Annotated in this window: 18 protein-coding genes; 9 read left to right on the top strand and 9 right to left on the bottom strand. The window is 72.1% G+C overall.

Features of this window, described 5'->3' with window-relative positions; translation table 11 throughout:
• The first annotated feature begins 13 nt into the window (after positions 1-13).
• Both CKO43_RS09625 and CKO43_RS09620 read left to right on the top strand, forming a co-directional pair.
• Positions 14-1,120, top strand: a complete 1,107-nt coding sequence (locus CKO43_RS09625; RefSeq protein ID WP_200229392.1) for a glycosyltransferase family 4 protein — start codon at positions 14-16, stop codon at positions 1,118-1,120.
• Entirely contained in the window at positions 1,117-1,866 is a 750-nt protein-coding gene (locus CKO43_RS09620; protein WP_200229390.1) for a glycosyltransferase family 2 protein, read from the top strand. The genes CKO43_RS09625 and CKO43_RS09620 overlap by 4 nt, the downstream gene beginning before the upstream one ends.
• On the opposite strand, the gene CKO43_RS09615 is transcribed toward CKO43_RS09620, so the two are convergent.
• The gene (locus CKO43_RS09615; protein WP_200229388.1) at positions 1,867-3,060 is read right to left on the bottom strand and encodes a lipopolysaccharide biosynthesis protein; all 1,194 of its coding nucleotides are present in this window, start codon (positions 3,058-3,060) and stop codon (positions 1,867-1,869) included.
• A complete protein-coding gene (locus CKO43_RS09610; protein ID WP_200378500.1) occupies positions 3,057-4,205 on the bottom strand; it encodes a glycosyltransferase in 1,149 nt (382 codons plus the stop codon). The genes CKO43_RS09615 and CKO43_RS09610 overlap by 4 nt, the downstream gene beginning before the upstream one ends.
• A 132-nt stretch (positions 4,206-4,337) precedes the next feature.
• On the opposite strand from CKO43_RS09610, the gene CKO43_RS09605 reads away from it, so the two are divergent.
• On the top strand, positions 4,338-6,077 hold the full coding sequence (locus tag CKO43_RS09605; protein ID WP_200378499.1) for a PglL family O-oligosaccharyltransferase: 1,740 nt from the start codon (positions 4,338-4,340) through the stop codon (positions 6,075-6,077).
• 7 nt (positions 6,078-6,084) lie between these two features.
• Here the strand turns inward: CKO43_RS09605 and moaC are convergent, their stop codons facing one another.
• A complete protein-coding gene (moaC, locus tag CKO43_RS09600) occupies positions 6,085-6,564 on the bottom strand; it encodes a cyclic pyranopterin monophosphate synthase MoaC (protein ID WP_200378498.1) in 480 nt (159 codons plus the stop codon).
• A gap of 96 nt (positions 6,565-6,660) precedes the next feature.
• On the opposite strand from moaC, the gene CKO43_RS09595 reads away from it, so the two are divergent.
• Complete coding sequence (locus CKO43_RS09595) at positions 6,661-8,280, top strand: M48 family metalloprotease (RefSeq protein WP_207184959.1); 1,620 nt, start codon at positions 6,661-6,663, stop codon at positions 8,278-8,280.
• 93 nt (positions 8,281-8,373) lie between these two features.
• Here CKO43_RS09595 and CKO43_RS09590 read toward each other — a convergent pair whose 3' ends face one another.
• The gene (locus tag CKO43_RS09590) at positions 8,374-8,733 is read right to left on the bottom strand and encodes a phage holin family protein (protein ID WP_200229380.1); all 360 of its coding nucleotides are present in this window, start codon (positions 8,731-8,733) and stop codon (positions 8,374-8,376) included.
• A 167-nt stretch (positions 8,734-8,900) separates the two neighbouring features.
• On the opposite strand from CKO43_RS09590, the gene CKO43_RS09585 reads away from it, so the two are divergent.
• Positions 8,901-9,341 (top strand): SWIB/MDM2 domain-containing protein, encoded by a 441-nt coding sequence (locus CKO43_RS09585; protein ID WP_200229378.1) that lies wholly within the window; start codon positions 8,901-8,903, stop codon positions 9,339-9,341.
• Between the two features lie 63 nt (positions 9,342-9,404).
• Here CKO43_RS09585 and CKO43_RS09580 read toward each other — a convergent pair whose 3' ends face one another.
• The 5 genes from CKO43_RS09580 to recQ all read right to left on the bottom strand — a co-directional run bounded on the left by CKO43_RS09580 (position 9,405) and on the right by recQ (position 20,645).
• Complete coding sequence (locus CKO43_RS09580) at positions 9,405-10,247, bottom strand: hypothetical protein (protein ID WP_200378497.1); 843 nt, start codon at positions 10,245-10,247, stop codon at positions 9,405-9,407.
• A gap of 73 nt (positions 10,248-10,320) precedes the next feature.
• A complete protein-coding gene (uvrA, locus tag CKO43_RS09575; protein WP_200378496.1) occupies positions 10,321-13,269 on the bottom strand; it encodes an excinuclease ABC subunit UvrA in 2,949 nt (982 codons plus the stop codon).
• Positions 13,270-13,346: 77 nt separating this feature from the next.
• Positions 13,347-15,503, bottom strand: coding sequence for a sensor histidine kinase (locus CKO43_RS09570; protein WP_200378495.1), 2,157 nt, complete (start codon positions 15,501-15,503; stop codon positions 13,347-13,349).
• 139 nt (positions 15,504-15,642) lie between these two features.
• Entirely contained in the window at positions 15,643-18,621 is a 2,979-nt protein-coding gene (locus CKO43_RS09565; RefSeq protein ID WP_242481112.1) for a chemotaxis protein CheB, read from the bottom strand.
• Positions 18,622-18,725: 104 nt separating this feature from the next.
• Complete coding sequence (gene recQ / locus CKO43_RS09560; protein WP_200378494.1) at positions 18,726-20,645, bottom strand: DNA helicase RecQ; 1,920 nt, start codon at positions 20,643-20,645, stop codon at positions 18,726-18,728.
• A gap of 196 nt (positions 20,646-20,841) precedes the next feature.
• On the opposite strand from recQ, the gene CKO43_RS09555 reads away from it, so the two are divergent.
• From CKO43_RS09555 to CKO43_RS09540, 4 genes are all read left to right on the top strand, one after another.
• A complete protein-coding gene (locus CKO43_RS09555) occupies positions 20,842-21,339 on the top strand; it encodes a single-stranded DNA-binding protein (RefSeq protein WP_200229371.1) in 498 nt (165 codons plus the stop codon).
• 73 nt (positions 21,340-21,412) lie between these two features.
• Positions 21,413-21,997, top strand: a complete 585-nt coding sequence (locus tag CKO43_RS09550; RefSeq protein ID WP_200378493.1) for an NUDIX hydrolase — start codon at positions 21,413-21,415, stop codon at positions 21,995-21,997.
• Positions 21,998-22,025: 28 nt separating this feature from the next.
• The gene (locus CKO43_RS09545) at positions 22,026-22,433 is read left to right on the top strand and encodes a hypothetical protein (RefSeq protein WP_200378492.1); all 408 of its coding nucleotides are present in this window, start codon (positions 22,026-22,028) and stop codon (positions 22,431-22,433) included.
• A 90-nt stretch (positions 22,434-22,523) separates the two neighbouring features.
• The gene (locus tag CKO43_RS09540) at positions 22,524-23,591 is read left to right on the top strand and encodes an efflux RND transporter periplasmic adaptor subunit (protein WP_200378491.1); all 1,068 of its coding nucleotides are present in this window, start codon (positions 22,524-22,526) and stop codon (positions 23,589-23,591) included.
• Positions 23,592-23,597 lie beyond the last annotated feature (6 nt).

Below are 23,597 nucleotides of genomic sequence, written 5' to 3'. Positions count from 1 at the left end.
GCCGGACATCACGATGAAGGGTTTGCGCCTCTCTCAGATCGTCGCCGACGGGCGCCCAGGCGGTGGCAGTACTGTCGTGCTGGGGCTCGTCGACCATCTGGCCGGCGCGGCGGCCGAACTCGTGCTGGTGTCCCAGCCGGGCTCGTATCTCGAGCAGCAGGCGCGGCGGCGAGGGGTCGATTTCATCGGCGTCGATTTCTTCGGCCAGCCTGGCGACCCCCGCATCACGCAGCGTCTGGCGCGGGCGCTGGCCGGGCGTCGCTTCGACCTGACCCATCTGCACGGGCTGCGGGCAGCGCATTACGTGGCCGGCTTGCCGGCGCGTGTTCCCGGCCGGCTGGTCTACACGGTCCATGGCCTGCACCAGCTTCATCTGCCGGGGCCGCTGCGTTGGCTGGCGAATGTCGCGGAGCGGCGGGTGATGCGGCGTGTCGATGCCCGGGTCTTCGTGTCGCATGCCGACCTCGGCGCCGCCCGGCGCCACGCGCTGCTTGCAGCGTGCGCCGAGGCCGAGGTGATCCACAACGGCGTCGATGTCCAGGCGCTCCGCAGCCACGCCCGTGCCGAGCGGGATGTCGACGTCGCCTTCGTCGGCCGCCTCGATCGCCCGAAAGGGCCGCTGGCGGCGGCGCGGGTGCTCGCGGCACTGGCTGCCGAAGGCCGGCGTTGCGTGCTCGCCGGCGACGGCCCGCTGCGCGACGCGACCCACCGTGCCTTGCAGGCCACGCCCGGCGGGCGGCAGGTGCGGTGCGTGGGCGCGCTGCCGCACGATCAGGCACTCGCCTTGGTCGCGAGCGCCCGCGTGCTGATCATGCCCTCGCTCTGGGAGGGCCTGCCGCTGCTGCCGATGGAAGCGATGGCGCTCGGTGTGCCGGTCGTGGCGACGCGTTCGCCGGGCACCGCGGAGGTGATCGACGATGGCCGGACCGGCGTACTCGTCGCCTCCGGAGATGAATGCGCGCTGACGCAGCAGGTGCGTGGCCTGCTCGGCGACGAACAGCGCTGGCGGACTCTGCAAGCCAACGGCCTGCAGCGCGTCGGAGAGGCCTTCGGTCAGGTGCGCTGCCTGAGCGAGTACGAGGCGCTGTATGAACGGGTCCTGGGCTCGCCTGCACGATGAGCTCGCCTCGCATCACGATGATCACGGCGGCCCTGAACCCAGGGCCCGAAGTCGCCGAAACGATCGACAGTGTGCTCAGCCAGTCCCGGCCTGGGCTGCAGTACATATTTGTCGACGGGGGCTCGCGACCCGAGGCCTTTGCCCGGGTCCAACCCTATGCGCACCATTTCAGCTGTCTCGTCCGTGAGCCTGACCGGGGAATCTCCGACGCATGGAACAAGGCGCTCGCCCTCGCCGAGGGCGACGTCGTCGGCATTCTCAATGCCGACGACCATCTGCTGCCCGGTGCGCTGGACCACGTTTCGCAAGCCTTCGGCGCGCATCCCGGAGCGCTGCAGGTGGTTCACGGCGACGCCATCCGACTCGACGGGACGCAGCGCTCGCGCTGCCGACCGCGCGCCACCTCCGCCGCGTCGTGGTACCTCGGCATGCCGCTGGTGCATCCGGCGACCTTCGTCGCCCGCAGCGTCTACCGCCGTGTCGGCGGTTTCAACTGCGATCGACGCATCGCGATGGACTACGACTTCCTGCTGCGTGCCTGGCGCGCCGGCGCGAGCTTCCGCCACATCGCCGAGCCGCTGGTGGTGATGCGCGGCGGCGGACTCAGCGACCGGCTACCGCTGGTCGGTTTCCATGACGTGCGCACCAGCCAGATCGAGGCTGGCCTGAACCGGCCGCTGATCGAGACCCTTCACGCCGCGCGCGTGCTGACACGGCGCTACATCCGCCCGATGTTCGGGCGCTGATCAGCGCCGTCTCAGCGCCGGCACCATGGCTGCCAGCGCGGCGAGATCCGCAATCCACAGGGCGCCGGCCGCCCCGGCCGCGCCGAATGCGGGCACCAGCGCCGCCAGTGCCGCGGCTTGTACGAGCAGGCCTGCAAATACGGCGCGCGCGTAGGCGGCATCGAGACTGTGTGCCAACAGATGCAGCGTGCCCAGTCCGAGAACGGCCGTCGAACTGATCACCGCGAGACTCATGACGCGCAGCGCGCCGGCGGCTTCGCTGAAGCCGGAGCCGGCGACGACGCCGATGATGAACTCCGGCGCCAGCGCCAAGGGCAGCGCCGCCGCGCATGCCAGCGCCAGCAGGACGACGGGTAGCCGGTTGCGTGGACGCGCACCGTCCGCCGCGGCGACGCTGGCCGGGAACAGCGCCTGGCCCAAGGCACCGAAGAGGCCCTGGATCGCCGCGCGCACCTTGTCTGCCGCCGCGTACTGTCCCAGGGTGGCGTGCGAGCCCAGGGCCCCGATCAGCGCCTGAACCATCGCGTTGCCGAGCGCCGGCACGGCGTTGATCCAGACCGTCGAGGCGCCCAGCCGGAATGCCCGGCCGAGTTCGTTCGCTTGCAGGCGGCAGGGCTGGCGCACGCCGCGCAGTTCGGGGTCCATGGACGCCAGCGCGACGGCGACCAGCGGCGCTGCGCAGTTCAGGACGGAGCCGAGCCCGATGTCCTGCGGCTCCCGCACCCACAAAGCGATCGCACCGAGTGCTGCCACGCGCCCGGCCAGCAGCGTGCCTGCCGCGACCAGCAGGCGAGCTCGGGCCATCAGGTACCAGGTCGGAAACAGGATCGCACCCAGCACCGAAATCGCCGCCGCCGGCAGCAACGGGCCGGAGCCGGGGATCAGGGCCATGACCGACAGCGCGCAGCCGCCGACGCCGAGCTTGGTCAGCTGCACGGCCCAGAACAGCCGATGTCTGCGTGCCGGCTCTCCCGCCCAGTGCACCGCCTGGCGCGTGCCCGAGAAGTTGAAGCCGAAGTCCGTCAGCGTGCTCAAGCCGACGCCCACGGCGACCGCCAGCACGCACTGCCCATAGCCCGCAGGCCCCAGGCTGCGCATCAGCAGCAGCTGGGTCAGGAAGCCCACCACCAGGCTCGCCGCCTCCAGCGCCGTAACCCCTGCCGGGCCCAGCCAGACCCGGCGTCCGGTCGTCATCGGCCGTCTCCGGCATCGCGCCAGTCGCTCCAGCGCGCCTGAACCCAGGCGCTGAACTCCTGCCGGAACCGCTGGGCCCCGAATCCTTCCGCGCTGCGCCGGCAGCGCTCGTGCACGTCCGCCGGCCACCCGGCCTCGGATTCGACGACGGCCCGCGCCAGCGCCTCGGGTGTCGGCTCGGCATAGAGCCAGGCGTTCTCGCCCTGGCGCAAATAGTCGAGCGCCCCGCCGCGGGCGAGGGCGATCACCGGCGTTCCGGCCGCCAGCGCCTCCACCGGCGCGATGCCGAAATCCTCGACCGCGGCGAAGACGAAAGCCCGTGCGCTGGACAGGTGGCGCAACTTGTCGGCCTCGGGCAGCGCCCCGGTGAAGCGCACGTTGCCCGGCGCGCCGCGCCGCAGCGCCTGCAGCTGCGGCCCGCCGCCGACGACGGTCAGCTCGCGCCCGGGCAACCGGCGGAAGGCCTCGACCATCAGCGCCGTGTTCTTGTATCCCATCAGCCGGCCGACGGTGATGTAGCCGCGACGCCCGCCGTCATCCACCAGTTGGGCGGCGGCGCCGATGTCCACCGGCGGGTGGATCACCACCGCGTCGCGCCGGTAGCTCTTCAGGATGCGCTGGCGCACGAAGCTGGAGTTGGCGGCGAAGTGGTCGACGCCGTTGCTGCTGCCGGCGTCCCAGGCGCGCAGCCGGTGGAACATGCGGCGTGCGAGCCAGGACAGCGGGCCGTGCTCCAGCCCTTCGGTGCGCAGGTACTCGGCCTGCATGTCCCAGGCGTAGCGCATCGGCGAGTGGCAGTAGCACAGGTGCAGCGCCTCGGGCGGCACCAGCACGCCCTTGGCGACGCAGTGGCTGCTGGAGATCACCAGATCGTGGCCTGTCAGGTCCAGCTGCTGGATCGCCATCGGCATCAGCGGCAGGCAGCGCGTGAAGTAGCGCTCGACGCCGGGCAGCCGCTGCAGCCACGAGGTCACCGTGCGCCGGCGCGGCAGGCGCGCGGCGTCGGCCGCCGGCATGCGGTCGATCAGCGTGTACAGCACCGCGTCGGGGAAGAGCGCGAGGATCTCTTCGAGTACCCGTTCGGCACCGGCGCGGTCGACGAGCCAGTCGTGGACGACCGCGACGTTCTGGGGCAATGCGGGCATGGGGCGGGCCTGCGGAGCGCAGGCGGGAGAAAGTGTATCTGCGCGCCCGGGGGCGCCAGCGGGTTCTTGATAGCATCGCGCCGGCCTCGCCGCGGAGGCCGCCACGCCTCCCACAGCCGGAGGCTCACACCCTTGCCTGCAGCCCCCTTCGCCTCCTCCGTGCGTGTCGCGCTGGCCATCGCCGCCGCCGCCGCGCCCTCGCTGCTGGCCTACAACGTCTCCCCGTCGCCGACCTTCCTGAACCAGGCGCTGGCGGTCGGGCTCTGGGGGCTGTTCATCGTCTCGGCGGCGCCGCGTGTGGGCTCGGACTGGCGCGGTGTCGGGCCGCTGCAGGCGGCGCTGGCGCTGGTGCTGGCGGGCGTCTGCTGGTCCTGGTCGCGGGCGCTGCCGTCGAGCATGGCGCTGTCTGCCATAGCCTTGCTGGTCGCCGCGATGGTGATGCTCTCGGGCGGCGCCGCGGCCCAGGCGCGCACCGAGCCGCGTTCGGTGTTCGCCGACTTCTGCGTCGGCTGGGCGGTGGCCGGGCTGCTCAACGTCGCCGTCGCGCTGGTGCAGGTCTTCGCCCCCGACTGGGCCGACGGCCAGTGGATCGCACGCTCGGGCATCCCGGGGCGCGCGGTCGGCAACCTGCGCCAGCCCAACCACCTGAGCAGCCTGCTGCTGTGGTCGGCGATCGCGATCGTCGCGCTGGCCGAACTCGGCCGCATCGGCCGCCGCTTCGCCGCGGCGCTGTTCGCGGCCGTGGTCTTCGCCGTCGTGCTGACGGCTTCGCGCACCGGCATGGTGGGCGTCGCGCTGCTGGCGCTGTGGGGCCTGCTCGACCGCCGCCTGGCCCGGCCGACGCGCCTGCTGCTGGCCGCGGCGCCGGTGATCTACCTCGTCGGCTGGCTCGGCATGGCCGAGTGGGCGCGGCTGTCGCAGCACGTCTTCGGCGGCGAAGCGCGCCTGGCGGAGTCGGATCTGTCGAGTTCACGCTTCGCGATCTGGTCGAACACGCTCGAGCTGATCCGCCGCCAGCCCTGGACCGGCGTGGGCTTCGGCGAGTTCAACTTCGCCTGGTCGCTGACGCCGTTCCCGACGCGCCCGGTGGCGTTCTTCGACCACACCCACAACCTGGTGCTGCAGCTCGCGGTGGAACTCGGCGTGCCGGCGGCCGCGGCCGTGATGGCGCTGCTGCTGTGGGCGCTGGTGGCTGCGGCGCGGCGTGCGTTCGCGCTCGGCGGCGGCGAGCTGGCGGCCGACGGCGGCGGCATCGAGCGCCGCGCCGCCTGGGTCATGGTGCTGATGATCGGGCTGCACAGCCTGCTCGAGTACCCGCTCTGGTACGCCTACTTCCTGCTGCCCGCGGCCTGGGCCTGGGCCTACGCGGCCGGCCGCCGGCGCGGGCCGGCGCTGCCCTCGGGCTGGCCGCAGCCGACGCTGGTGGCCGGCGGGCTGGCGCTCGTCGTCGGCGCGGCGCTGGCGGTGCTGGACTACCTGCCGGTGACGCGCATCTTCACCAGCGCGCCCGACTCGCCGCCGCTGGTCGAACGCATCGCCCGCGGCCAGCGCAGCCTGCTGTTCTCCTACCACGCCGACTACGCCGCAGCCACCACCGGCCTCGTGCCCGGCGCCGACGCGATGCAGCCTTTCGAGCAGGCCACCCACCACCTGCTGGACACGCGGCTGATGACGGCCTGGGCCGAGGCGCTGGCCGCGCACGGCGAAGTCGACAACGCGCGCCACCTCGCGGCCCGGCTGCGCGAGTTTCGCAACCCGGCCAGCCGCGACTTCTTCCTGCCCTGCGACGGCCCGCAGGCGGCGGCGAGTGCGCCGTTCCAGTGCCAGGCGCCGCAGCGTGTGCCCGACTGGCGCGAGTTCTTCCGGCCCTGAGCCGGCTTCAGGGCGCCTGCCAGTCGCCGCTCTTGCCGCCGCGTTTTTCCAGCACGCGCACGCCGTCGATGACCATGCCGCGGTCGGCGGCCTTCAGCATGTCGTAGACGGTGAGCAGCCCGATCTGCACCGCCGCCAGCGCCTCCATCTCGACGCCGGTGCGGCCGCGGGTCTCGACCTGGGCCTCGCAGCGCACGCAGCAGGCGGCGGCGTCGAGCTCGAAGTCCACCGTCACGCGCGTCAGCGGCAGCGGGTGGCACAGCGGGATCAGCTCGGCGGTGCGCTTGGCGCCCTGGATCGCGGCGATGCGCGCGACGCCGAGCACGTCGCCCTTGGCAGCGCGTCCCTGGGCGACGAGTTCGAAGGTCGCGGGCAGCATGCGGATCAGGCCGGCGGCGCGCGCGACGCGGTGGCTCTCGTCCTTGGCGCCGACGTCGACCATGTGCGCCCGGCCTGACGCATCGAAGTGGGTGAGCGGTGAGTTCATGGCCGGAAACAAGAGGGCAAAGCGACGGTGTCATCATAGAGCGCGCCCTGTTCTTCGCGCCGGCGCGTCGCCGGCGGTCATCACGGACATCCCGCCTTGAGGTCTACCGTTTTCTCGCGCCGCCCGCGTGCCCTCGTGCTCGCGCTGGCCCTGGCGCTCTCGGCCCAGGCCGTGACCGCCCAGGTGCGGCTGCCGTCGCTGGGCGAATCCGCCGTCGAGGACATCACCGTCGGTGCCGAACGCCGGCTCGGCGACCAGGTCATGCGCCAGATCCGCGCCGACCCGTCCTATATCGACGACCCGGTGCTGCGCGAGTACCTGGACTCGCTGTTCCAGCCGCTGGTGGCGGCGTCGCGCCAGCGCGGCGACATCGAGCCCGAGCTCGACCGCCAGTTCGCCTGGGAAGCCTTCCTGCTGCGCGAGCGCACCGTCAACGCCTTCGCGCTGCCCGGTGGCTTCGTCGGCGTGCACCTGGGGCTGATCGCGCTGACGACCTCGAGCGACGAACTCGCCTCGGTGCTGGCGCACGAACTCGCGCACGTGACCCAGCGCCACATCGCGCGCGGCAGCATCGCGGCGCAGCGCAACTCGATGGTCAGCATGGCGGCGCTGCTGCTGGGGCTGATCGTCGCGGCGCGCAGCAGCAACGCCGACCTTGCCAACGCGACCATCGTCGGCAGCCAGGCGGCTTCGATCCAGGGCCAGCTGAACTTCTCGCGCGACGTCGAGCGCGAGGCCGACCGCATGGGCTACGGCACGCTCACCGCTGCCGGCTTCGCGCCCCAGGGCATGGCGCAGATGTTCGAGAAGCTCGACAGCGCCAACCGGCTCAACGACAGCGGCGCCTTCCCGTATCTGCGCAGCCACCCGCTGACGGTCGAGCGCATCAGCGAGGCGCGCTCGCGCGCCATGTTCAGTGGCGGCGGCAAGGGCGCGCCGCCGCTGCGCCATGCGCTGATGCAGCAGCGCGCGCGGGTGCTGATGGACAGCGACCCGCAGACGCTGCACCGCCTCGTCGACCAGGGCACCGGCGCCGTCGACGCCCCGCTGCGTGACCGCATCGCCACCGCCTATGCGGCGGCGCTGTCGGCTTCGCTGCTGCGCGAGCACGCCAGCGCCGAGCGCCTTGCCGCCGCGACCCTGGCCCTGGCCACCAAGGCCGAGCCGCGCGAGCCGCAGGCCGAGCGCGACCTGCAGCTGCTGCAGGCGCAGATCCGCCTCAACGCCGGTCAGCCCGCGGCTGCGCTGCAGGTGCTGGATGCGATCACCGTCGACGCCCGCGGCCGCGCGCCACTGCTGATGCGCACCCAGGCCGTGCTCGACCTGCAACGCAGCGGCAAGGGCTCGCCCGACGCGCTGCGCGCCGCGACCGAGTCGCTGCAAACCTGGGTCACCGACCACCCGGCGGACGCCGGTGCCTGGTCGCAGCTGGCCGCCACCGCCGACGCCGCCGGCTTCAAGCTGCGTGCCGTGCGGGCCGAAGCCGAGGCGCGTTATGCCTCGGGCGACGTCAACGGCGCCATCGACCGCCTGCGTGCCGGCCAGGCCGCCGCACGTGGCGCCGCCGGGCAGGACTTCATCGAGGCCTCGGTGATCGACGCCCGGCTGCGCGAACTGCGCGCGCAGCTGCGGCGCGCGTTCTGCGAAGCGCGCGCCAGCGGCGACAACAGCGGCCCGCCCATCGAGGGCCTGGAAGTGCGCGACTGCCCGCGCTGAGGCTGGACGCGAGACGCCGGAAGGCGTCTCGCGCCTGCCGAAGGCTAGAGCGCGATGGCACGCGCGCGAGCTGAGGCTGGACGGCCGAGCCGGCTACAGCGCCGGGCGGCCGAAAAGCTGCTCGACGGCGGCGTCGATCACCATGCCGCACAGGCTGTAGAACACCGAGCCGATCAGCGCCGCACCGAAGCCCGCGACGCGAAAGCCGTCGAGCACGCTGGCGGCGGCCCAGAACATCAGCGCGTTGATGACGAAGAGGAACAGGCCGAGCGTGATCAGCGTGACGGGCAGCGTCAGCAGCACCAGCAGCGGCCGCACCAGCGTGTTCAGCAGACCGAGCACGAAGGCCGCGATCAGCGCCGCGCCGAAGCCGTGAACGGTGACACCGGGGTAGAGGTTCGCGACCAGCAGCAGTGCCGCTGCCAGCAGGAACCATCGTGCGAGGATCTTCATGGGCCGCAGCATAGCGTGGCGAGATTGCCTTCCACCTATGAAAACAGCTTCTCAGCGACCCATCACAGGCGGTACCATCCCGCGTGCACGGCGCACCCTGCTAGACGAGGTCCTATGAGACTTCGCGCGGCGCCGGAGCCGAGCCACATCTGACGGAGAACATCCACATGGCAACTGCGAAGAAGACCGCCGCGAAGAAGACCGCGGCCACCAAGGCACCGGCGAAGAAGGCGGCACCGGCCACGAAGGCCGCCGCGCCGAAGAAGGCCGCCCCGGCTCCGGCGAAGAAGGTCGTCGCCAAGACGGCCGCCGCGCCGGCGAAGAAGGCTGCCGCGAAGAAGGCCGCCCCGGCGAAGAAGCGCACCCCCAGCGCGGCGTTCATGAAGCCCCTGACCCCGAGCGCGGCGCTGGCCGCCGTCATCGGCGACAAGGCGCTGCCGCGTACCGAGATCACGAAGAAGGTCTGGGAGTACATCAAGAAGAACGACCTGCAGGACAAGGCGAAGAAGACGATGATCAACGCCGACGCCAAGCTGAAGGCCATCTTCGACAAGGCGCAGGTCTCGATGTTCGAGATGACCAAGCTGATCAGCAGCCACCTGAAGTGAGTTTCACGCAGGCGCCGACAGGCGCTTGCTGAAGATCCGAAGGCCAGCGCGAGCTGGCCTTTTTCATTGCGGCGTCGCTGCCAGCGTCTGCTCGCAGAAGGCGTGCATGTCGGTGTCCTGCACCGCGGCCAGCAGCGCCACCATTGCCGAGCGGTGGTGCACGAGGGCCTCGCGGTCGCCGGCCGCCTGCGCCGCGTGTACGGCGCTTTCGTGAGCGAAGAATCGCTCCGATGCCTCGGCGTCGTGGGCCTCGCAGGCCGCGATGCAGGCTGCGGCATGGCGCTGGGCCTCGGCGCCGTGGCCGAGCACGGCGTGGCACAGCGCCAGGTGGTAGTCGGCACGTTCGACGTGCATCCAGGTGCCGGCACGTTCCCAGGCGCGGCGTTCGAGCTCGGCCATCTCGATCATCAAGACGTCCAGCGCCGGCTCGCGCGGGCCCAGGCGCAGCGCATGCGTCACGTTGTGCACGGTTGCGGCGTAGGCGCGGCGTGCGGCGGGGTCGGGGTGGTTCGTGGCGCGGGTCTCCAGCGGCAGCAGGCGCACGCGGGGCGAGTCGAGGCGTCCGAGCAGCAGCTCGGCTGGCACGACGTCGCCGAGCAGGCCCCAGGCCACGACCTCCGGCAGCGGCTCGGCCGGCCGGCCTTCGACCTGCGCCAGCGCCCACTCGGCACGCGAGCGCGCGGGGTCGAGCTTCGCGCCGGCGGGCAACGAGGCGATGAAGGCGTGCAGCAGCCCGGGCCGCGCCAGGTGGCTGAGCATCGTGTGCCGCGCCAGCCGCACGGCGTCGGCGCCGTCCTCGTCGTCGGGCAGGGCGGTGGCGCGGGCCAGCAGTTCGTGCGCCAGTTCCTGCGCCTGCGTGTCGTGGCGCTCCCAGGCCTGTTCCAGCCAGTCGTGCAGGGTGCTCATCGGGCTCCTTTCGGCTCGTTTGCACCCGCATCGTCGCCGGCTGCCGCCGGCCGCGCCATCCTGACTCCCGCGATCAGGCGCCCGTCTGCCACTGCCGCGCCGTCTCCAGCAGCGGCGCCAGGAAGCGCCCGGTGTGGCTGCCGGGGAAGGCGGCGATGTCCTCGGGCGTGCCGGCCACCAGCACCCGGCCGCCGCCGGAGCCGCCTTCGGGGCCCATGTCGATCAGCCAGTCGGCGGTCTTGATGACGTCCAGGTTGTGCTCGATGACGACGATGGTGTTGCCGGCGTCGCGCAGCTGGTGCAGTACGCGCAGCAGCAGGCCGATGTCGTGGAAGTGCAGGCCGGTGGTCGGCTCGTCGAGGATGTAGAGCGTGCGCCCGGTGTCGCGCTTGGACAGCTCGAGCGCCAGCTTGACACGCTGCGCCTCGCCGCCCGACAGCGTCGTCGCCGCCTGGCCCAGGCGGATGTAGCCCAGGCCGACGTCGAGCAGCGTCTGCAGCTTGCGTGCGATCGCCGGCACCGCCGAGAAGAAGCCGTTGGCCTCCTCGACCGTCATCTCCAGCACCTGGGTGATGCTGCGGCCCTTGTACAGCACCTCCAGCGTCTCGCGGTTGTAGCGCGCGCCGTGGCAGGCGTCGCAGGGCACGTAGACGTCGGGCAGGAAGTGCATCTCGACCTTGATGACGCCGTCGCCCTCGCAGGCCTCGCAGCGCCCGCCGCTGACGTTGAAGCTGAAGCGCCCGGCGCCGTAGCCGCGCTCGCGCGCCATCGGCACCTCGGCGAAGAGCTCGCGGATCGGCGTGAAGAGGCCCGTGTAGGTCGCCGGGTTCGAGCGCGGCGTGCGCCCGATCGGGCTCTGGTCGACGTTGATGACCTTGTCGAAGGCCTCCAGGCCCTCGATGCGCTCGTGTTCGGCCGGCTCGGCGTGGCTCTGGTAGAGCTTCTTCGCGACCGCGGTGTAGAGCGTGTCGTTGACCAGCGTGCTCTTGCCCGAGCCGCTGACGCCGGTGACACAGGTCAGCAGCCCGACCGGGATCTCGACGTCCACGCCCTTCAGGTTGTGGCCGCGCGCGCCGACGATGCGCAGCACGCCGCGGCTGTTGTCGGCGGCGCAGCGGCGCGGCGGTACCTCGATGCGCAGCGTGTGCGCCAGGTAGCGCCCGGTCAGCGACTCGGGGTCGGCCGCCACTTCCTCGGGCGTTCCCTGGGCGATGACACGCCCGCCGTGCACGCCGGCCCCGGGGCCCATGTCGACGACGTGGTCGGCGGCGCGGATCATGTCCTCGTCGTGTTCGACGACGAGCACCGAGTTGCCGAGGTCGCGCAGGTGCTTGAGGGTGCCGATCAGGCGTTCGTTGTCGCGCTGGTGCAGGCCGATGCTGGGTTCGTCGAGCACGTACATCACGCCCGACAGGCCGCTGCCGATCTGGCTCGCCAGGCGGATGCGCTGGGCCTCGCCGCCCGACAGCGTGTCGGCGCCGCGGTCCAGGCTCAGGTAGGTCAGGCCGACGTCGTTCAGGAAGCGCAGCCGCGAGCGGATCTCGCGCACGATCTTGTCGGCGATCTCGGCCTTGGCACCTTCGAGCTTCAGGCTCTCGAAGTAGCTCAGGCACTCGGCCAGCGTCGCGTGTTCGACGGCGTAGATCGGCAGGCCCTTGCGCGCCGCCTCGTCGCCGCTGCCGGCGTGGCGCAGGAAGACGTGGCGCGCCTCGCGCCGCAGCCGCGTGCCTTCGCACTGCGGGCAGGGCTTGGCGGCCTGGTAGCGCGCCAGGTCCTCGCGCACCGCGGGCGAGTCGGTCTCGCGCATGCGGCGCTCGAAGTTGGGGAGGATCCCTTCGAACGGATGGCGGCGCTTGACGCTGCGCTGGCGGCCCTTGGTGCCCTCGGCGGTGTACGAGAACTCGATCTCCTCGTCACCCGAGCCGTAGAGCAGCACCTGGCGCGCCTTGGGCGACAGGTCTTCGAACGCGGTGTCGATGTCGAAGCCGTAGTGCGCGGCCACGCTCTCCAGCAGCGAGAAGGTGTAGCCGTTGCGCCGGTCCCAGCCCTTGACGGCGCCGGCGGACATGCTGAGCGACGGGAAGGCGACGACCCGCTCCGGGTCGAACACCGTCACCTGGCCCAGGCCGTCGCAGGACGGGCAGGCGCCCACCGGCGAGTTGAACGAGAACAGCCGCGGCTCGAGTTCGGGCAGCGAGTAGCTGCACACCGGGCAGCCGAACTTGCTGCTGAACAGGTGCTCGCGGCCGGTGTCCATCTCGAGCGCGATCGCGCGCCCGTCGGCGATGCGCAGCGCGGCCTCGAAGCTCTCGGCCAGGCGCTGCTTCATGTCGGGCCGGGTCTTCAAGCGGTCGACGACGACGTCGATGTCGTGTTTCTCGGTCTTCTTCAGCGCCGGCAGCGCGTCGGCTTCGACGACCGCACCCGGCTCGCCGTCGCCACCGACGCGGAATCGCACGTAGCCGCGCGCCTGCATGTCGGCGAAGAGTTCGACGAACTCGCCCTTGCGGTCGCGCACCACCGGCGCCAGCACCATCAGCTTGGTGTCCGGCGGCAGCGCAAGTGCCGCGTCGACCATCTGGCTGACGCTCTGCGCCTGCAGCGGCTGGTCGTGCTCGGGGCAGTAGGGCGTGCCGGCGCGCGCGTACAGCAGGCGCAGGTAGTCGTGGATCTCGGTGATCGTGCCGACGGTCGAGCGCGGGTTGTGGCTGGTGGCCTTCTGCTCGATCGAGATCGCGGGCGACAGGCCCTCGATGACGTCGACGTCAGGCTTGTCCATCAGCTGCAGGAACTGGCGCGCGTAGGCCGACAGGCTCTCGACGTAGCGCCGCTGGCCTTCGGCGTAGAGCGTGTCGAAAGCGAGGCTGGACTTGCCCGAACCCGACAGCCCGGTGATCACGACGAGCGCGTGTTTCGGGATGTCGAGGTCGACGTTCTTCAGGTTGTGCGTGCGCGCGCCGCGCACGCGCAAGGCCGGCAATTCGGCGGCGGCGGGCGCGGGGCGGGGTCGGTCTGCGGGCATCGATAAGCGTGCGGGGGGCAACCGGCCATCATAGCGAGCGCCGCGGGTCCGCTGCCAGCGGGCCCGCGGCGGGCCGCTCAGCCGCGATCGAGCGCGTCGCCGTGCACCGGCACCGCGTCGAGTGCCACCGTGAACGCGGTGTGTTCGCCGGCGACGCTGTCGACCTCGATGCGCCCGCCCATCGCCTCGACGACGCGCTTGCTGAAGTACAGCCCCATGCCCGAGCCCGGGATGCCCGAACACTCGGCGCCGGCGCGGCTGAAAGGCTGGAACAGCTCGGCCAGCTGCTGCTCGCTCAGGCCGCGCCCGGTGTCGGCCACCGTCAGCTCGACGCAGCCGGCGACATGCCGCGCCGAGACCGTGATCGCGCCGCCCGGCCGGTTGTACTTGGCGGCGTTGGACAGCAGGTTCAGCAGCACTTCCTTGACGCGCAGCGGGTCGGCCAGCACCAGCAGCGGCGCGCCCTCGCTGCAGCGGTCTTCCATCGTCAGCCGCATGGACGCCGCCTGGCCGGCGATCATCTGCAGGCAGTCGCGCACCAGCGGGCGCAGGTCGAGCGCGACGCGCCGCAGCGCGAGCTGGCCGCTCTCGATGCCGGAGACGTTGAGCAGCTCGTTGACCAGCTCCAGCAGATGGCGTGCGGCGTCCTCGACCATCGCCACGCGGTAGGGCTTGACGACCAGGTCGCCGGCCTCGGCCTCCAGCCGCATCAGCTGCGAGAAGCCGAGGATGGCGTTCAGCGGCGTGCGCAGCTCGTGGCTGACGCGCGACAGGAACACCGTCTTGGCACGGTTCGCCGACTCGGCTGCCTGCTTGGCCGCGACCAGCCGCGCCTGCTCGTGCTCGCCGCTGGTGTCCCAGGCGCAGCCGACCATGCGCACGGTGCGCGGCGCGGCGCCGCCTTCGAGGTGGGCGCGCCCGGCCACGTGCAGCCAGCGTTCGGGGCCGTCGTCGGGTGCCAGCCGCAGCTCGATGCCGAAGGCGGTGCAGGCCTCGGCCGCCTGCCGCACCGCTTCGGCGAAGGCCGGAGCGTCCTGCGGATGCAGACAGCCCTCGAGCGCGGCGCAGATGTCGGCCGGCGGCGCTGCGTCGCCGAAGCCGGTCAGAGCGCGCAGGCGTTCGTCCAGATAGAGCTCGCCGTGCTGCAGGTCCCAGTCCCAGACGCCGATGCCGCCGGCGTCGTTGGCGACGCTCAGGCGCTCGGTGAGTTCGCCGATCCGGCGCCGTGCCTGGGCCTGGACGGTGATGTCCTGGAACATGCCGACGACCACCGGCCCGGCGTCGCCGAGTTCGGCGCGGCCGACGACGCGCACCCGCAGGCTGCGGCCGTGGGCGTCGTGCATGTCGAGCTCGAAGTCGAACGGCGCCTGCCCCGGCTGCGTCGCGTAGAGCGCGCCCGACAGCGCCGCATGGCCGTCGGGCGTGCACAGGTTCAGCGTGCGCTCCAGCGTCGCCGGCTCGTCGTCGGTGAGCTCGAAGACCCGGCGCAGGTGGGTCGACCAGCGCATCGTGCCGCACTCGACGTCGTACTCCCAGCCGCCGATGCGCGCCAGCCGCGCCGAGTCGGCGAGGAAGGACTCGCGCACACGCAGCGTCTCGCTGGTCTCGCGCAGCGCGCGCACGTCCTCGATGTGCTCGGTGCGGTCGATGACGGCCATCGCGAACTGCGGCACGTCGCCGTCGACCGGCAGCGTCGACAGGTGCATCTCGCCGATGAAGCGCCGGCCGTCCTCGGCGACGAAGCCGACCTCGTCGAGCGTGATCGAGCCGAGCGCGCGTGCCTGGTGGAAGGCCGGGCGCACGTGCTGCTGGTAGTGCGCGCCGTCGACCAGGCGGAACAGCAGCCGCGCCCCCAGCGTCTGGCGCTGCATCGCGAACAGGCGTTCGGCCTGGCCGTTCTGCTCCAGCACCTCGCCGTTGAAGTTCACCAGCATGGACGCCACCGGCATGCCGAGGAACAGCGTCGTGAAGCGCGACAGCGCCTGCTCGGTGCGCTCGCGGCTCTGCTGCAGCTCGTCGGCCTGGGCGTGCAGCTCGGCCTGGTAGATGCGCAGGTCCTCGGCGAGCGTGCGTACCTTGGTGTCGTTGCGCTGGATCGCGGCTTCGGCGCCGGCGAGGTCGCCGCGCTGCAGCGCGTGCAGCAGGTCGGCGCGCAGGTCGATGCCGCCGTTGGCCACCTGGGCGACGAGACGGTCGCGTTCGCGCACGCGACGGCGCAGCTGCAGCTCGCTCATTGGGGCACCCTTCGGCCTGCGGCCGGTCCCGCCAGGCGGGAATGAGCCCCGGACAAGTCCTGAGGGCTTACTGGGGCACCCTTCGGCCTGGCGGCCGGTCCCGCCAAGCGGGAATGAGCCCCGGACAAGTCCTGAGCGCTCATGCGACCGCCTGGCTGCCGTCGGGCAGCGAGCCGCCGCTCAGCAGCACCCACTCGCTGATGTCGACGTGGCTGACGACGGCGCCGCCGCCGGCGATGCCGAGCGGTGCCGCGTACATCATGAACCAGCGTTTCTGGTCCGGGGCGTGACAGGGATAGTGCATCTGGAACATCGGCAGGCGGCCTTCGAGCACGGCGTTCAACCCTTCGTGGGCCCGAAGCGCGTCGGCGTCGGACAGCGCCGACTCGGCGCAGGTGCGCAGGTAGTTGCAGCCCGGGCCGGTGCTGCGTTCCGCGGGGTCGCCGTTCTCCGCCGCGAAGCGGCGCCAGGCGTAGTTGACCAGCGTGATCGCACCGCGCACGTCGACGACGGCGACGTGCTGCGGCAGCGAGTCGATGACGGCCTGCAGGCGCTGCGAGTCCTTCACCGAGTCGATGTTGACGAAGGTCATCACGGCGCGGCTGGCGCCGGGCGTGCGGCCCGGATAGGGCTGGATGCGCGCCAGCCACCACTGGCCGTTGCGGCTGCGCACCTCGCGCTCGCTGACGCTGCCGCGCTCCAGCGTCTGGCGCAGGTCGGCGAACAGCGAGGGGTAGTCCAGCCGGTGCGCGAAGTCCTCGATCGAGCGCCCTTCGTCGCCCTGGCGCAGGTGGAACAGCGGCGTCGCCTCGGGCGTGAAGCGTGTCAGGCGCAGGTGCTCGTCGACGAACACCGTCGGGATCGCCGCCGCCTTGGAGACGTTCTCCAGGTCGGCGTTGACCGAGTTCAGGACGTCGACCTTCTCCTGGTACTCGGAGTTGACGGTGTAGAGCTCCTCGTTGACGGACTGCAGCTCCTCGTTGGTGCTCTGCAGCTCCTCGTTCGAGGCCATCAGCTCCTCGTTCGTCGCCTGCAGCTCCTCGTTCGAGGTCTCCAGCTCCTCGATCGTCGCCTGCAGGTTGTCGTGCATGATCGCCAGATCACGCTCGAGCTCCTCGATGCGGCGCAGGTAGCGGTCGTCGGGGGGCACGGTGACACCGTCGCCCGCGCCGTCTTCGTCGCGCACGACCGGGCCCTCGGTCACGGTCTCCAGCGACAGCAGCGCGTAGCCGCCGTCGTCGCTGCCGTCCAGCGGCCGCGCGACCAGCTGCACCCGGCGCCAGCCCTCGCCGTCGGCCAGCCGGATCGGCGCCGAACGCTGCAGCGTGCCCTCGGCGGCGATGGCCTGCAGCAGCATGCTCGCCACCGGCGCCAGGTCGCGCGGCAGCAGCTTCATCAGGTCCAGCGTCGCGTGGCCTTCGTTGAACTGCAGCAAGAGCCGCGTGTCGCCGTAGACGCGCAGCAGCTGGCGCGCCTCGCTGACGACGACCGACGGCGGCGCATAGCTCTGCATCAGCACAGCCAGCGCCGTGTCGCCGCCCGGGCGCGGGCCCAGCGGCGGCATGAGCCCGGCGCGGCGCGGCTCGCCGACGCGCGTGTAGTGCAGGCCGCGCAGGTCCATCGTCGCCGCCGAGCGGTCGCGGCGCAGCAGGCGGTAGATCTTGCTGCGCTGCCTGACGGGCTGGAAGTCGCGGTGCAGCTCGCCCAGCGACTCGCTCGGGCCCAGCATCAGGTGGCCGCCGGGCGCGAGCGCGTACTGCAGCCGGCGCAGCGCGCTCTCCTGCGCGATCGGCTCCATGTAGATCAGCGCGTTGCGGCAGCTGACCAGGTTCATGCGCGTGAACGGCGGGTCGGCGATGACGTTGTGGCGCGCGAAGATGATCATCTGGCGCAGCTCGGGCTGCACCTGGTAGCGGCCCTGGCGGTCGATGAAGAACTGCGCCAGACGCTCGGGCGAGATCTCGGCGGCGATCGTGTCCGGATACAGGCCGGCGGCGGCGTGGTCCAGGTACTGCTGCTCGACGTCGGTGGCGAAGATCTTCACCGGCCGCGTGCGGCCGATGCGGCGGAAGGCCTCGGCGAACAGGATCGCGATCGAATACGCCTCCTCGCCGGTGGCGCAGCACGAGACCCAGGCGCGTATGCCTTCGGGGCCGGCGTGCTCCACCAGCTCGGGGATGATCTGCTCGGCCAGCAGCTCGAAGACCTCGGCGTCGCGGAAGAAACGCGTCACCGGGATCAGCAGCTCGCGCCGCAGCAGCACCTGCTCGTCGGGCGAAGCCGCCAGGTGCTCGCGGTACTCGAGCAGCGACGGGAAGTGCAGCACCTGCATGCGGCGCTCGATGCGGCGCAGCACGGTGGTCGGCTTGTACTGGCGGAAGTCGATGCCGCTGGAGGCCAGCAGCATCTCGTGGATCGTGTCCAGCGGCTGCGCCACCGCCGGTGCGTGCGGCGACAGCAGGCGCACGCCTTCGTTGCGCGGCGCCACGAGCTGGGTCGCGAGCTGCGCCGCCAGCGCCTCGGCCGTGCCCATGAAGTCGTAGTGCGCGGCGTGGCTGGCGCTGAGCGGCATGCCGTCGAACTTGGCGCTGCTCGGGTCCTGGACGTAGAAGATGCCGCCGGCGGCGTTGATCTCCTGCACGCCGCGCGAGCCGTCGGAGCCGGTGCCCGAGAGCACGACGGCGATCGCCCGGTCGGCGAACTGCTCGGCCAGGCTGCTGAAGAAGGTGTCGATCGGCAGCGTCAGCCCGTGTTCGGGCTTGGGTGCCAGCTGCAGCCGGTCGCCGGCCAGCCGCATCATCTTGCCGGGCGGGATCAGGTAGACGCGGTTGGCCGCCAGCGCCATGTCGTGCTCGGCCACGCACACCAGCATCTCGGTGTAGCGGCCGAGCAGGTCGGCCATCATGCTTTTGTGGTCCGGCGACAGGTGCTGGATCACGACGAAGGCCGCGCCGGTGGCCGGCGACAGCGCCTTGAAGACCCGAGCCAGCGCGTCCAGCCCGCCGGCCGAGGCGCCGATCGCGACCACGCGGCCGGCAAAGACGGTGTCGGTTTGGGCCGCGGTCAGGCCGTCGACCTCTGGCGCAGGCTGCGCTCGCTTCTGGCTTTTCCCCGCCAAGTTCCTCGCCCTTTTCGGGTGCTCCCGTCAGCCGCGCGATCCGTCGCGCTGATACCCCTAATACCCAAGTATCGAGCGAGGGCCAGCTTTGCGATAGATGCAGATCAAGCGTCTTGCCGCAGGACGCGGAGGATTTCCGCTCCGTAGGCTTCGAGCTTCTTGCTGCCGACGCCGCTGATGCCGGCCAGTTCGTCCAGCGTGGCGGGGCGCTCGCGTGCCATCTCGGCCAGTGCGGCGTCGTGGAAGACGACGTAGGCGGGCACGTTGTGTTCACGCGCGACCTCGCCGCGCCAGGCCTTGAGCGCGGTGAAGCGCGCGGTGGCGGCTTCGTCCAGCGGCAGCGGCGGGGGTTTGTCGGCGCCGCCGCGCGTGCGGGTGCTGCGGCCGCGCCGCGGCGCCTCGGCCGGCACGCGCAGCAGCAGCTGCACCTCGCCGCGCAGCACCTCGCGTGCGCCGGCGGTGAGCTCCAGCGTGTTGAACTCGCCTTCGGTGCGCAGGTGGCCGAGCGCGATCAGCTGGCGCAGCACGCTGCGCCACTGGCTCTCGGGAACCTCGGCGCCGATGCCGAAGGTCGACAGCGTCTCGTGGCCGTACTGCGCCACCTTCTCGGTCACCTTGCCGCGCAGCACGTCGATCAGGTGGCCGGCACCGAAACGTTTGCCGCCCTGCTGGCGGAAGCGGTAGACGCAGGACAGCGCCTTGCGCGCGGCTTCCGTCGCGTCCCAGGTGGCGGGCGGCGCCAGGCAGTTGTCGCAGTTGCCGCAGCGCAGCCTGGGCACGGCGCCGGCGGCGTCGTCGTCCTCGTGTTCGCCGCCGTCGCCGTAACACTCGCCGAAATAACCCAGCAGCCGCACGCGCCGGCAGTCGTGGGCCTCGGCCAGCGCGAGCAGGGCGTCGAGCTTGGCGCGCTGCAGGCGCTTGAAGTCCTCGTCGGCCTCGCCGTCGTCGATCATGCGGCGCTGGTTGACGACGTCGGCCAGGCCGTAGGCCATCCAGGCGTCGGCCGGCAGGCCGTCGCGGCCGGCGCGGCCGGTCTCCTGGTAGTAGGCCTCGATGTTCTTGGGCAGGTCCAGGTGGGCGACGAAACGCACGTCGGGCTTGTCTATGCCCATGCCGAAGGCGATCGTCGCCACCATCACCAGGGCGTCCTCGCGCAGGAAGCGGTCCTGGTGGCGGCGGCGCGTGTCGGCGTCCAGCCCGGCGTGGTAGGGCAGCGCCGGGATGCCTTCGGCGCTCAGCCAGGAGGCCGTGTCCTCGACCTTCTTGCGGCTCTGGCAGTAGACGATGCCGGCGTCGCCCTCGTGTTCGTCGCGCAGGAAACGCAGCAGCTGGCGCTTGGGCTCGTCCTTCTCGACGATGGTGTAGCGGATGTTCGGGCGGTCGAAGCTGGAGACGAAACGTTCGGCCTGCTCCAGCCGCAGCCGGCTGACGATGTCCTCGCGCGTGTGGTCGTCGGCGGTGGCCGTCAGCGCCATGCGCGGCACCTGCGGGAAACGCTCGTGCAGCGCCGACAGGCCCAGGTATTCCTCGCGGAAGTCGTGGCCCCACTGGCTGACGCAGTGGGCTTCGTCGATCGCGAACAGCGCCAGCTGGCCGCGTTCGGCCAGCGACTCGAGCATCGCCAGGAAACGCGGCGTCAGGATGCGTTCGGGCGCGGCGTAGAGCAGCACCAGGCGGCCGGCGAGCAGGTCGCGTTCGACGCGGCGCGTCTCGTCGCCGTCGAGCGTGCTGTTCAGAAAGGCCGAGGGCACGCCGACTTCGTCGAGCGCGCCGACCTGGTCGTGCATCAGCGCGATCAGCGGCGAGACGACGACGGTGACGCCCTGGCCGGCGCGGTGGCGCAGGATCGCCGGCACCTGGTAACACAGGCTCTTGCCGCCGCCGGTGGGCATCAGCACCAGGGCGGCGCCGCCGGCGGCCACGTGCTCGACGATGTCGCGCTGGCGGCCGCGGAAGGCGGGGTAGCCGAAGACCGCGTTCAGTACCTGCTGCGCGGGATCGGCCTCGACGGTGGCGGGACTCATGGAGGGGCCGGATGGTACGCGAGGCGCGTCGGCGCGGGCCCGCGCCCTCGGGCGAGGGCAGCCTCCTCCTGCAGGGGGAAGCCCCAAGGCGGGGCCCCGGCCGGCAGGGCGGCCGGTATCATCGGCGCCCAGTGCCGGCCTTCGCGCCGGCGTCCGTCCTTCCCTCTCGTCTTCCCCACCCCAGGAGGGCACGCTCATGGCCTCGGTCAACAAAGTCATCCTCGTCGGCAACCTCGGCCGCGACCCCGAAGTGCGCTACGCCCCCAGCGGCTCGGCGATCTGCAACGTCACCATCGCCACCAGCCGGCAATGGAAGGACAAGACCAGCGGCGAGCGCCAGGAAGAGACCGAATGGCACCGCGTGGTCTTCTACGACCGCCTGGCCGAGATCGCCGGCGAATACCTGAAGAAGGGCCGCCCGGTCTACGTCGAAGGCCGTCTGAAGACGCGCAAGTGGACCGACAAGGACGGCGTCGAGAAGTACACGACCGAGATCATCGCGATGGAAATGCAGCTGCTCGGCGGCCGTGAAGGCGGCGGTGGCGGCGACATGGGCGGTGGCGGCGACGACATGGCGCCGGCCCCGCGCCGCGCCCCGGCCCCGCGCCCGCAGGCCGCCCCGGCGCCGCGTGCGCCGGCACCGCAGAAGTCGAGCACCGGCTTCGACGACATGGACGACGACATCCCGTTCTGATCGGCCGCTTCGGTTCCCCGCTCCAGGCCCGCTGCCTCCCGGCTGCGGGCCTTTTGTTTTGCCGCTCCGCGCGATGACCTCCGCTTTCTTCCCGACCCTGCTGGCGCAGATCGACCGCGCGCGCCGCGTCGATGCGCTGCGCCACGGGGCCCTGCTCGATCGCTGCGGGCCTATCGGTGCCGCGCACTGCAGCCGTTCGAGCTTTCCCTGGCACCTGACGGCCAGTGTCTTCGTCGTCGACGCGGCGCACCGGCGCACGCTGCTCATCGAGCACCCGACGCTGGGCCGGCTGCTGCAGCCCGGCGGCCACCTCGAAGCCGGCGAGCATCTGCTGCAGGCAGCGCTGCGCGAACTGCACGAGGAATGCGGCATCGCCGCCACCGCGCTGCTGGCACTGGACGAGCAGCCGTTCGACATCGACCTGCACGCCATTCCGGCGTCCGAGCGCCGAGGCGAACCCGCGCATCAGCACCTCGATTTCTGTTTCGTCGCGACCGCGACGGACGACGCCGGCCCCGGCGGCGAACTGGCGACGCGCTGGCTGCCGCTGGATGATGCACGCGTGCACCAGCAGCCCCGGCTGGCGCGCCTCGCCGCGCGCCTGGCGGCAGCACGGCCGCTGTCGCTGGATCAAGGCCTTCGATACCGAGGGGGGTAGATTGGGTCTCCTCACTCAGGAGATGTCGATGCCCACGATCCGTTCATCCCTCGTTCTCGCCGCCGCGGTGCTGCTTGCCACGGCCAGCTTCGCCCAGAACGCGCCGGCGCCCGCCAGCGCGGCCGCCAGCGCTGCCGCACCGGCCGCCACTCCCGGCATGGGCATGGGGCCTGGTGGTGGCCGCGGCCCGGGTGCCGGCATGGGGCCCGGCGGTGGCAGGGCGCGTGCGGGCCAGGGCGTGACACCCGGCTGGGCGCTGATGACGCCCGAGGAGCGCACGGCGCACCAGGCGAAGATGCGCGCGATGACGACGCGCGCCGACTGCCGCGCCTACGTCGAGCAGCACCACGCCGACATGGGCGCGCGTGCCCAGGAGCGCGGCGTCGCCGTGCCGGCCATGCCGCGCCGCGACCCCTGCGCCGGCCTGCCCGGCTGAGACGCCGGCGCGCGCGACATCCGGCACGGGGCGGCCGGGTTCGGGTTGCACCTGTTTTATACCCGGTGGGGTATCAGATAGGATGGCGGCATGAATCCGATCGCCCGCGCCCTCGTTCGCGTGTCCCTGCTGCCGGCGCTGCTCGCCGGCCTGGCCGCCGCGCCGGCGTCCGCTGCCGCGCCGACGGTGCCCGTCGTCGTCGTCGTCGGCCAGGCCGCGGCGGCCGGCGGTTTCGAGATCGACGCCAGCCTGCAGGCGCTGCGCCAGAGCACGGTGGCGGCGCAGGTGTCGGGCAACGTGCTGCAGCTCGCGGTCAAGGCCGGCGACCGCGTCAGGGCCGGCCAGCTGATCGCCCGCATCGACGAGCGCGACACCCAGGCCGGGCTGCAGCGCAGCGAGGCCGGCGTCGCCCAGGCCGAAGCCGAGTGGCGCAACGCCTCGCTGCAGCTGGAACGCACGCGCGGCCTGCGCGCCCAGGGGTTCATCAGCCAGGCGGCGCTGGACCTGGCCGAAAGCCAGGCGCAGGCGGCGCAGGCGGGGCTGGCGCAGGCGCGGGCGGCACGTTCGCAGGCGGCGTTGGCGCGGGGTTTCGCCGCGGTGACGGCGCCCTTCGACGCTGTCGTCCAGGCCACGCACGTCGAGGCCGGCGACCTGGCAAGCGCCGGGCGGCCGATCGCGACGCTGTACGCGCCCGGCGCGCTGCGCGCCGTGCTGCAGCTGCCGGCCTCGCTTTCGGCGGCGGCGCGTGCCGCCACCGGCGTCGAGGTGGTGCTGCCCGACGGCCGCCGCGTCGTGCCGGTCGTGCGCACCGAGTTGCCGGCGGCCGACGCCATCTCGCAGACCGTCGAGTGGCGGCTGGATCTGCCGCCCCAGGCCAGCGCCGGCCTGTCCCCGGGGCGCAACGTGCGCGTGCTGTTCGCCGGGGCGCCGGCGGCTGCGGCCGGCGCTCGGCTGTCGGTGCCGGTGGCCGCGCTGCTGCGCCGCGGCGAGCTGAGTGCCGTCTACGTGCAGCGTGGCGAGGGTTTCGTGCTGCAGGCGGTGCGTGCCGGCGCCCGCGTCGGCGACGCGGTCGAGGTGCTGGCCGGGTTGAAGCCGGGTGAACGTGTCGCCGCCGACGCCGTGCGTGCCGGCCTGGCCGGTGCGGTCGCCGCGAAGTGACGGGCC

Origin of the sequence: Rubrivivax gelatinosus (assembly GCF_016583785.1) — a bacterium.
GTDB lineage: Bacteria > Pseudomonadota > Gammaproteobacteria > Burkholderiales > Burkholderiaceae_C > Rubrivivax > Rubrivivax gelatinosus_B.
Note: the sequence above shows the minus strand (reverse complement) of the source record. Positions and strands in the feature narration are given on the sequence as shown.